This window comes from Nostoc sp., assembly GCF_035638895.1.
Lineage (GTDB): Bacteria > Cyanobacteriota > Cyanobacteriia > Cyanobacteriales > Nostocaceae > Nostoc.
Genome location: NZ_DASQZC010000472.1, coordinates 1 through 5689, shown reverse-complemented (window position 1 = coordinate 5689; position 5689 = coordinate 1). Strand labels below are relative to the sequence as shown.

Annotated in this window: 3 protein-coding genes; 1 reads left to right on the top strand and 2 read right to left on the bottom strand. The window is 43.9% G+C overall.

Features of this window, described 5'->3' with window-relative positions:
- A partial coding sequence (locus VE944_RS23740) for an HAD-IC family P-type ATPase (RefSeq protein ID WP_324982817.1) occupies window positions 1–546 on the top strand: 546 nt, incomplete at its 5' end.
- A 288-nt stretch (window positions 547–834) separates the two neighbouring features.
- On the opposite strand, the gene VE944_RS23735 is transcribed toward VE944_RS23740, so the two are convergent.
- Together VE944_RS23735 and VE944_RS23730 are read right to left on the bottom strand one after the other, a co-directional pair.
- Window positions 835–4026 carry an efflux RND transporter permease subunit gene (locus tag VE944_RS23735; RefSeq protein ID WP_324982814.1) on the bottom strand — a complete coding sequence of 1064 codons (3192 nt, stop codon included), beginning with the start codon at window positions 4024–4026 and terminating at the stop codon, window positions 835–837.
- 129 nt (window positions 4027–4155) lie between these two features.
- Window positions 4156–5689 (bottom strand): efflux RND transporter periplasmic adaptor subunit (locus VE944_RS23730; protein ID WP_324982811.1); only part of this gene is annotated, 1534 nt, incomplete at its 5' end.

Genomic DNA, 5689 nt, shown 5'->3' with positions numbered 1-5689 from the left:
GTAATTGCGATCGCAGATGAAGTAAGATCGCAAGCAGCCGCAACCATTACCCGCTTAAAGCAACTGGGAATTGAGCAAATTGTCATGTTAACCGGGGATAATGAAGAAACTGCTCAAAGTGTCGCCAAAGCAGTAGGAATCGAACGGGTATATGCTCAACTTCTACCAGAAGATAAGCTAGATGTTATCCGCCGTCTACAGCAGAAGTATCAAACTGTGGCAATGGTGGGCGATGGAATTAATGATGCACCAGCTTTAGCCCAAGCATCTGTAGGTATAGCGATGGGAGTATCTGGCAGTGATGTGGCATTAGAAACCGCAGATATAGTACTGATGGCCGACAAGTTAGAAAAAATTGCGGTGGCGATGCATTTGGGAAGGCGATCGCAATCCATAGTCAAACAGAATATAGTTGTAGCGTTGGGTTTCATTATATTGCTTTTGGTGGGCAACTTTCTAGGCAATATTAACTTACCCATCGGCGTGATTGGGCATGAAGGCTCTACAGTATTAGTTACCCTCAGTGGTCTAAGATTATTAAAATAAAGCAATCTTCTCTTTTTTCTGTTTCTCTACTCCTCTTTGGCAGCCTAGCGTCTAGTTAAAATTTGAACGTAACGGAGTTCCAAATCTCATTAATGACTATCAAAAGCTCATTAGCAGTCTCAGCATCATGGCACAATGCTGCACATATCCCTAAAACTTTGTTAATGGCAATAGAAAGTAAAAAATAATCCCCCTTTTTTAAAGGGGGGTTGGGGGGATGTTCGCAGGGTAAACAAGCTAACCGAACTGTATCTAAACGACAGAGAACAATTAATTACGAATTACGAATTAATCCTCATGTTTTGTTAAATATGCAACAGTTTTTCCATCCAATGAAACTGCTTCTGTTTGCAGTTCTTGATGCCGATTTGGTTTGATAAAGCGCTCTGTCGCCGTCTTAATCACGATATACAAAATTGGCACTACAAACAAACTCAAGAAAGTCGCAATTAACATCCCACCAAAAACTGCTGTTCCCAAAGATTGGCGACTCGCTGCTCCTGCACCTGTGGAATTAGCCAAGGGGAAAATTCCTAAAAGAGTAGCAAAGGCAGTCATCAAAATTGGACGTAACCGTTCTTGTGAAGCTTCAATTACTGCTTTAGTCATCGAAAGACCTTGATCTCGCAATTGGTTAGCAAACTCCACAATCAAAATAGCGTTCTTACTAGCCAAACCAATCAACATTACTAGACCAATTTGACAGTAAACATCATTAGAAAAACCCCGTAACGATTGAGCTACCAGCGCTCCAAAAATAGCTAAGGGAACTGATAACAGAATGATAAAGGGGTCAATGTAGTTTTCGTATTGAGCAGCTAGCACCAAAAATACAAATACCAATCCTAATCCAAAAATTAGGGGTGCTAAACCACCAGAATCTATTTCTTCTAATGCAGTCCCTGACCATTCGTAACCATAACCAGCAGGTAAAACTTCTTTTGCAACTTGTTCCATTGCTTTAATTGCGTCTCCCGAACTAGAGCCAGGGGCGGCAGCACCATTAATTTCAATTGAGCGGAACAGATTGTAGTGATTGATAGTTTGCGCTCCCACAGTCGGGGTAACTGTGACTAAGTTACTCAAAGGAATCATTTGATTGTTTTGAGAACGAACGTATAGTTTACCAATATCTTTTGGGTTGGAACGAAACTGTTGATCTGCCTGGATATACACCCGGTAATTGCGCTGCTGGAGATTGAAATCATTTACATATTGCGATCCTAAAGCAGTTTGTAAAGTACTGAAGACATCATCTATAGAAACTTGCAATGATTTGGCTTTATTGCGGTCTACTTCCACAAGCAATTGTGGTGTATCTGCGGCAAAGGTAGTAAATACAGCTTGTAATCCTGGTGTTTGATTAGCTTTACCTAGCAACTTACCCATCGACTGGACTAGATTTTCTAAGCCACTGTTACCTCTGCGGTCTTGCAGTTGAAAGACGAAGCCGCCGAAGTTGCCTAAACCCTGAATTGGGGGCGGGTTCACAGGGAAAACTCTGGCTTCTGGGATTGCCATCAACTTCCCTTGCAAGCTGCCAATAATCGCCTGTACTGATTGATCGGGTTTTGAGCGCTCATCCCATGATTTTAAAGTGGTAAATATGATGCCGCTATTGGCGGTACTACCACTAAAACCAAATCCTCCGATCGCAAAAGTCCCCACTACTTCAGGAATTTTCAGAATTTCTTTTTCTACCTGTGCAATTACATCGCTGGTATATTGCAACGAAACCCCTTGCGGCCCTTGGATAATTGTGATGAAGTAACCTTCGTCTTCATCGGGTAGAAAAGCTGTCGGTACTGTCATGTACAGCCAAGCAGTCATTCCCAAGGAAACAATAAACAACCCAATCACAATACCTTTGATGCGTGCGAGAAAGGTAAGCGATCGCTTATAACTATGCTGTACCCAGTCGAGAAAGCGATTTATCTGGCCAAAAATCCAACCCAGCCAGCCCGAAGGTCTTTGTCCTTGACGCAGCAACACCCCACACAAAGAAGGTATTAGAGTCAAAGCCAAAAAAGTCGAAATCCCAATGGAGAAAGCGATCGTTAGCGCAAATTGCCGATAAAGTGCGCCTGTGGTTCCCGGAAAGAACGCCACTGGTATAAACACCGCCATCAATACTAGTGAAGTGGCAATAACCGCGCCAAACAGTTCCCTCATTGATTCACTGGCGGCTTGACGAGGATTTATACCTTTATCCTGAATAAAACGGCTGATTTGCTCTACTACAATGATCGCATCATCTACCACCATCCCTGATGCTAAAGTCAGACCAAACAAAGTCAAACTATTAATCGAAAAGTTAAAAACTTTGACGAAGGCAAATATCCCAATGAAGGAAAGCGGAATACTAATTGCGGGAATTAGGGTACTTCGCCAGTCCTGCAAAAACACAAAAATTACAATTACAACCAGCACCACCGATTCAATCAGGCTCTTAAGCACTTCTGCCATCGACTCTTCCACAAACATGGTTGTGTCAAAAGCTACCTGATATTTCATGCCTGGGGGAAAACTTGGAGCCAATCGCGCAATTTCGGCTTTGACTCCCTTGGCTACATCCAAGGCATTACTACCAGGAACCTGATAAATCCCTAAACCGACAGCATCGTTACCACGAAATCGTAGAAATGAACTGTAGTTTTCTGCCCCCAATTCTGCTCTACCGACATCTTTGAGCTTGACTAATGTGCCATCATCTCCAGTTTTGAGGACAATTTCTTCAAATTCTGATGGTTCTGCTAATCGGCTAGCAGCACGCACATCAAGTTGATACCTTTGTCCTTCAGGAGCAGGTTCTTGTCCAATTCTCCCTGCACCAACTTGCAAGTTTTGTTCAGATAAAGCATTCGCTACATCCTGAGTTGTTAGTCCCCGATTGGCAAGGCGGCTCGGATCTAACCACAAGCGCATTGCATAACGGCGTTCGCCAAAAATTTGAACGTTGCTCACACCTTTGACTCTTTTTAAGGCATCTGCTAAGTAAAGGTCGGCATAGTTACTTAAGAATGTATTGTCGTACTCTTTATTTTCAGCGAATAAACCAATCGCTAAGAGGATGTTACTAGATTCTTTCGATACCCGCACTCCTGTGCGCTGTACAGAGTCTGGTAGTTGTGGTTGGGCAACAGAAACACGATTTTGCACATCCACAGCTGCAATATCTTTATCACGCGATGAATCGAAGGTGACTGTAATGGTACTAGTACCATCGTTACTGCTGCTGGAAGTGAGATATCTTAGTCCCTCAACCCCGTTGATTTGCCTTTCTAAGATATTTGTCACTCCGTTTTCTACGACTTCTGCACTAGCTCCGCTATAGTTGGAAGTTACAGTGATTTGGGTGGGACTAATTTCTGGGAATCTTGCGATCGGTAGTGTAGGAATACTAATTAATCCTATTAAAAGGATGACGATCGCGCAGACCGATGCAAAAATTGGTCGCTTAATAAAGAAGTCAACAAACATAGTTTAAAAATTGGGCTTTGGGTATTTGGCATTGAAAAGAGGCACAGGGGGAGTGCAGGGAGCAGAGGGGAAAGAGCTAATTTTTTATTCTCTCCTCTGCCCCCCTACTCCCTCATCTCTCATCTTCAACTAAAGCTTTCGACTACCCACTTCTTCCGGTGCAGGGGTAATAGGAGCGCCATTAGTTAGGTTAAGAATACCGGAAACAACAATTTTGTCCCCAGCTTTTAGTCCTTCGATAACTTGATAATTATTCCCCTCAATAACTCCCAATTTCACAGGTTTTTGTTGAGCTACGAGTTTAGGTGCTCCAGCTTGCTTTTCTGCTGGCGCTTCAGCTTTCTTTTCTGTTGGCGCTTCAGCCACAAACACAAAAGTTTCCCCACCCAGGCGAGATATTGCTGTAACTGGAATTAAAATTCCTGGACGTTGGTTCCAAATGATTTTGGTTTGGACTGACTGGCGGTTGATTAGTTGACTTCTAGAATTACCAAAGTTGGCTTTTACCAAAACTGTTTGCGAATCTGAACTAGCATTTGGAGAGATGAAATTCACCTTACCCCTTGCTGTGGGTTTGCCTTGGGCGTTGAGCATTTGCACTGGTAATCCCAAGCGCAGCTTTTTGGCTTCTTCTAGGGGAATGCCTATATTCAGTTCTAAAGAGTCATTTCTAGTGAGTGTAGTGAGTTGGTCTGCTTTTTCCACATAATCTCCTACCTTCGTTGGAATATCACCAACAATGCCAGTGAAAGGTGCAAGGACTTTTGTATATTGTACTTGGACTTGGGCTGCTTGGACTTGGGCTGCTGCTTGACTTACTTGCGATCGCGCTTGGGCAATTTCTTCTGGGCGAGAACCATTTTGTAGTTGCCTTAAGTTTTGTTTTTGTTGTTCCAGGGCACTACCTAGCTCATTAATGCTTGAATTTCTACTTTTGCGGACTTGCTCTAGGCGTTTCTGGGCTACGACAAGGGCAGCTTCAGCACTTTGTTGTTCTTTGACATATCCTTCTAGGACATCTTGGGAAACTGCACCCTCTTTTCTCAATTGTGCGTATCGCTTGGCTCGTGACTGTGCTAGTTCAACATCAGATTTAGCTGACTGAATTTGAGCCTCAGCTTGAGCAATTTCTTCTGGTTGCGATCCCGATTGGGCATCTCTAAACCGAGCTTGGGCTTGGGCTAACTGCGCTCTGGCTTGGGCAACTTCTTCTTGTCGCGTACCTGCTTGGAGTTCAGCAAGACGTGCTTGGGCTTGTTCTAGTCCGGCTTTGGCTTGTGATAATTGAGCTTGGACATCATCACTTTGCAGGCTAATAATAACTTGCCCTTGTTGAACACGGTTGCCCTCTTGGATGAAAACCTGGGTTATTCGTCCTTCAACCTGTGGCTTGATGATTGCCGAACGTGGAGCTTCTAAGGAGCCAATAAACTCTGAGCTTTCCTGCACAGTTTCAGTTTGCACAGTTGCTAGCTTGACGGGAATTGCCATAGGTTGACCAGCAGCAGGCCCGCCCGGTGGTGCATTGCTAGCATTAGTACTTTGCCACCAGCGCCAACCAATACCAACACCTGCAATTAATAGGACGATTCCCAACAGCAGAGGCCAACGCTGCTTTTGAGGTGGCTTAGGCGATCGCTCTAACAATGGTTGCGACTCTTGA